The following is a 3,413-nucleotide window of genomic DNA, read 5'->3' as shown; positions in this document are numbered from 1 at the left end:
CCCTGCCATTAACGCAAAGCATTCTCTAACTTCTTCTAAATTGTGCAGATTGGGTAAAATCGCTTCCTTTTTTATGCGGATTAACACAGGTAACGGTGACTCAGAAGATGCTGCCGATGTTGGTGCATCCATCCCTGTTACCGTGACACCTGTGAGGATTGATCCTATTGGCAAATATATCTGATACGCTTCATCCTCTACTGCTGAATAGGGTTCTTCTATCACAACAAAGAGGCTGTCAGATCGTCCATCTGCTTCGTGGTATTCAACTTGTTCGGCCGCTTGAGTAGTTTTGTTCGAGTTTGATCCGTAATTAAATACAGAATCAGGAGACTGTTTGCGTTTTACGAATGGAGTCGCTTTTGAACTATCAGGATCTTGCGTTGTACGATTTAGTGTTTCTGCAACTTTGAATTCTTTAAGAGCATACTCAACAGCATTCTTTATTTTTTCGTCCTGTTTTTTTTCTGCTTTCGCGGCGGATTCTTTCTGCTGTGCCAGCTGCTGTTTAAGCTCATTTACTTCTCTCGCTAACGCAACAGAGCTTTTAGATTCACTTTTCAACTTCTTATTATCCGCTTCAATTTTAGAGACTTTACTGGTTAAATCCTGTGTTTCTTTATTTAACCCAATCACCTTTTTATTGACGGAATCTAAACCAATTCTGCGAGTTTCTTTAGCTGAAATAACTGTCTTAATTGGCTTTTCATAATATTCTCTGTTTTTTTTCTCACTTGCATTAGAGAAAAAAATTGTCAGCATAAATATCGAAATAATTGCCAGTACAATATAGATAATTGAAATCTGACTAGGCTTGAAATATTTGGACAAGAACTTAGTCATAATGCTACTCCTTATCCAGTAATGATTTACGTGGTGTATCAGCGGTGTATTTACGTTCGCGGTTATACATTACAAATACTTCGGATCTCTCATTTGGTAATAACGTAGTTGCAGGATAAGCTGCCACTGCGACAACATTCTTAGCATGACAATTGTTCTCTTTTAGCTCAATCACGCCTGATGATGTGTTCTGCACTACGCCAATACTAACCAGGTAATGACCGCCACTAATTAATTGGCCTGAATAGAAATCAAAGGAAAGGCCACTTTGCTTACATCCAGGCAAATACTGCGAGTTAACATTTTGCGCAATGTACCCTGTCGGCATATCGCCTTTGGCGAGTATTGCAAGCACCTCTTTAATTGTGTTTATTCTTGGCTGGCTTTTTTCAAAGTTTTTAGCGACTACTGAACCAGTTGAGAAGCGCTCACCTATCACGATTTCCTGCGGTGGTATTTTTTTGGGTATTAAAACAACGCTAATTGCTTCACTTTCATTACCAGTTTCGGCAATAAATGCAGCGATTCTTCTTGATGTTGTTGTAGAAAGATAAATTACATTACCTTTTTGCTTGTGCGCTATTCCCTGCACTGAGTCCATCATTATTGATGGGCGCTTGAATGGCGTGACAATTCTGTTAACGTGAAAGTTTGAGATCGGATGAACATTAGGTGTTTTCTTATCCACACTTACTGATTTTGGATTATTAACAATAAAATTGTTTTTATCCAAAATAGCTAAATCGGTAGCAAGTAAACTGTGACTAAATATCGCAATCAATAAAGTTAGGAACCTCATTCATCATCCTCCGTTATATGCTTTTTTTGCCATTTTTTGTCGTGTGGTAATTCATCGTAAACATCTATGAATTTAAGTGTCGTGGTGTAATTGTTTACGTGAAACTCAAATTCAAATGTCCTAACCGTACTATCCTTATTTCCCGAAGCCCCCGTTCGGGTTGTCTTGCCTGTTACAAAGGTTTTTCCGTCTTCAAAAAATGCAAGTTCAGGCTGGAATTTATAGATCACCTGGTCGTCAACGATGCCCTTGAGTTCAAGTGCGAGTAGCATTTCAACTTGTTTATAGATATTGGGATCTACAAAAGGCATGACTGCATCAGAAACAAATGAGGCGTTTTTAGGAGTGATATTGCCGAGATAAGTAGATATGTAATAGCCGAGGCGTATATGCGAATCATCTCCCATATGATCAGGGCTAATCTCTAATTTGTTACAGGCAGGGTTTGCATTACTGATTACTACAGTGTCTTTTTGAGTATTTAAATATAATGAAATAGCCAGACAGCAAACTAGCAGTAAATTAGAAGACTGCATGGTTACGCTATCTTTTTTTAATTTTTTATAATTGTCTTTTAAGTTAGGTAGTTTCATTTTTGCATCCTATGCCTATGAAATAAACTTATTAACAAGTGCGTTTTGCATTGAGTGAAAGCCTTTTTTTGCTGGGTAAAGGCCGTATTCTCGCAGCATATGGAAATAAAACCCTCGCGGTTTATCATCCCGAATTTTTTTATACTTAGAGGTCGCTAAGTAACCGCCAAGCATTCCTAAAACTGGCGAATCTAACCAAATGCCAAAGATCAAACCAATGCAAATCGGCAATGTTTCATCCCATTGCCAGATGAGCATATGTGCGGGTTCATCAATCATAGTAGGAACATTTATATTTTCTTCAGTATTCATATACATCCCATAATTTTTAATCCGTTATAAATTACGTTAAACCACACTTCCATATTTCCAAAACATATAAATTTAAATAAGTCTCAAAAATAAGTTTAAATATGGTCTTAACCGACTAAAAGAACAGAAAAGTAGGGGTATTTTTGGCAGTAATGAGGGGAGGGTAATAGAAATGCAAAAAAAAGCAATCTTTACAATAAAGATCACTCTTTTGTCAATGATGAATTATTTATAAAACCCTGTAATTCCAATAACTAAGTGGCTATTATGTCAAAATTAAGGCATGAATGCTAAATGCGCTTTATTGTATTTGATACAAACCAACCTGCAAACATAGACACAAATGCCACGATAATAGGTATTATCCAAGGGTGAATCGCAACTGGTATTAACACAATGACATAGACAAAAATCGGCATCATAATAATTGTTTTTTTAGCTATACCGTGACGCACTGGCGAGGAATATTCAAACCCCTCTTTCTTAATTTCACGCTGATAATATCCGCTAACTACCGAACCAAACATCAACAAAACAAATAAAGGAAGCCAACCAATAAATGAGCAGAGGCGTAATACTGAAAATTGTACTGAAGTTAGAAAATTGTTAATTGCCCTATCAATATATTTCCAAAACTGAATAGGTATAAATTCATCGTCACCATAATTTTTATTCAAATAAGATTTTGGAAATGTAAAGTTTTCAACCGCCTCTACGATGCCCGATTTAAAAAATATACCATGAGTAATTGATCCGGCCTGTTCGATATATTTAGCTGTGTTTTCTTCACCGTATACATAATTCATCATTGTTATTTCATCACGCGCTACTTTTCCAATTATTTCACTTGAAATTAACGATGAAAT

General features: G+C 36.5%; 5 protein-coding genes. All 5 read right to left on the bottom strand.

Features of this window, described 5'->3' with window-relative positions:
* Positions 1-843 (bottom strand): TraB/TrbI/VirB10 family type IV secretion system protein (locus G337_RS0118810; protein ID WP_028865243.1); only part of this gene is annotated, 843 nt, incomplete at its 3' end.
* Positions 844-847: 4 nt separating this feature from the next.
* A complete protein-coding gene (locus tag G337_RS0118805; protein WP_028865242.1) occupies positions 848-1,642 on the bottom strand; it encodes a TraK domain-containing protein in 795 nt (264 codons plus the stop codon).
* Positions 1,639-2,235, bottom strand: coding sequence for a TraE/TraK family type IV conjugative transfer system protein (locus G337_RS0118800; RefSeq protein WP_028865241.1), 597 nt, complete (start codon positions 2,233-2,235; stop codon positions 1,639-1,641). Before G337_RS0118800 ends, G337_RS0118805 begins: the two co-directional genes overlap by 4 nt.
* Positions 2,236-2,250: 15 nt before the next feature.
* Positions 2,251-2,547 (bottom strand): type IV conjugative transfer system protein TraL, encoded by a 297-nt coding sequence (locus tag G337_RS0118795; protein WP_028865240.1) that lies wholly within the window; start codon positions 2,545-2,547, stop codon positions 2,251-2,253.
* Between the two features lie 290 nt (positions 2,548-2,837).
* On the bottom strand, positions 2,838-3,413 hold a 576-nt coding region (locus G337_RS26725; RefSeq protein ID WP_037028086.1), incomplete at its 5' end, for an IncC plasmid conjugative DNA transfer DtrJ family protein.

The organism is Psychromonas aquimarina ATCC BAA-1526, from assembly GCF_000428725.1.
Taxonomy (GTDB): Bacteria; Pseudomonadota; Gammaproteobacteria; order Enterobacterales; family Psychromonadaceae; genus Psychromonas; species Psychromonas aquimarina.
The sequence above is the reverse complement of the archived record's forward strand: the minus strand, read 5'-3'. Positions and strand labels throughout refer to the sequence as shown.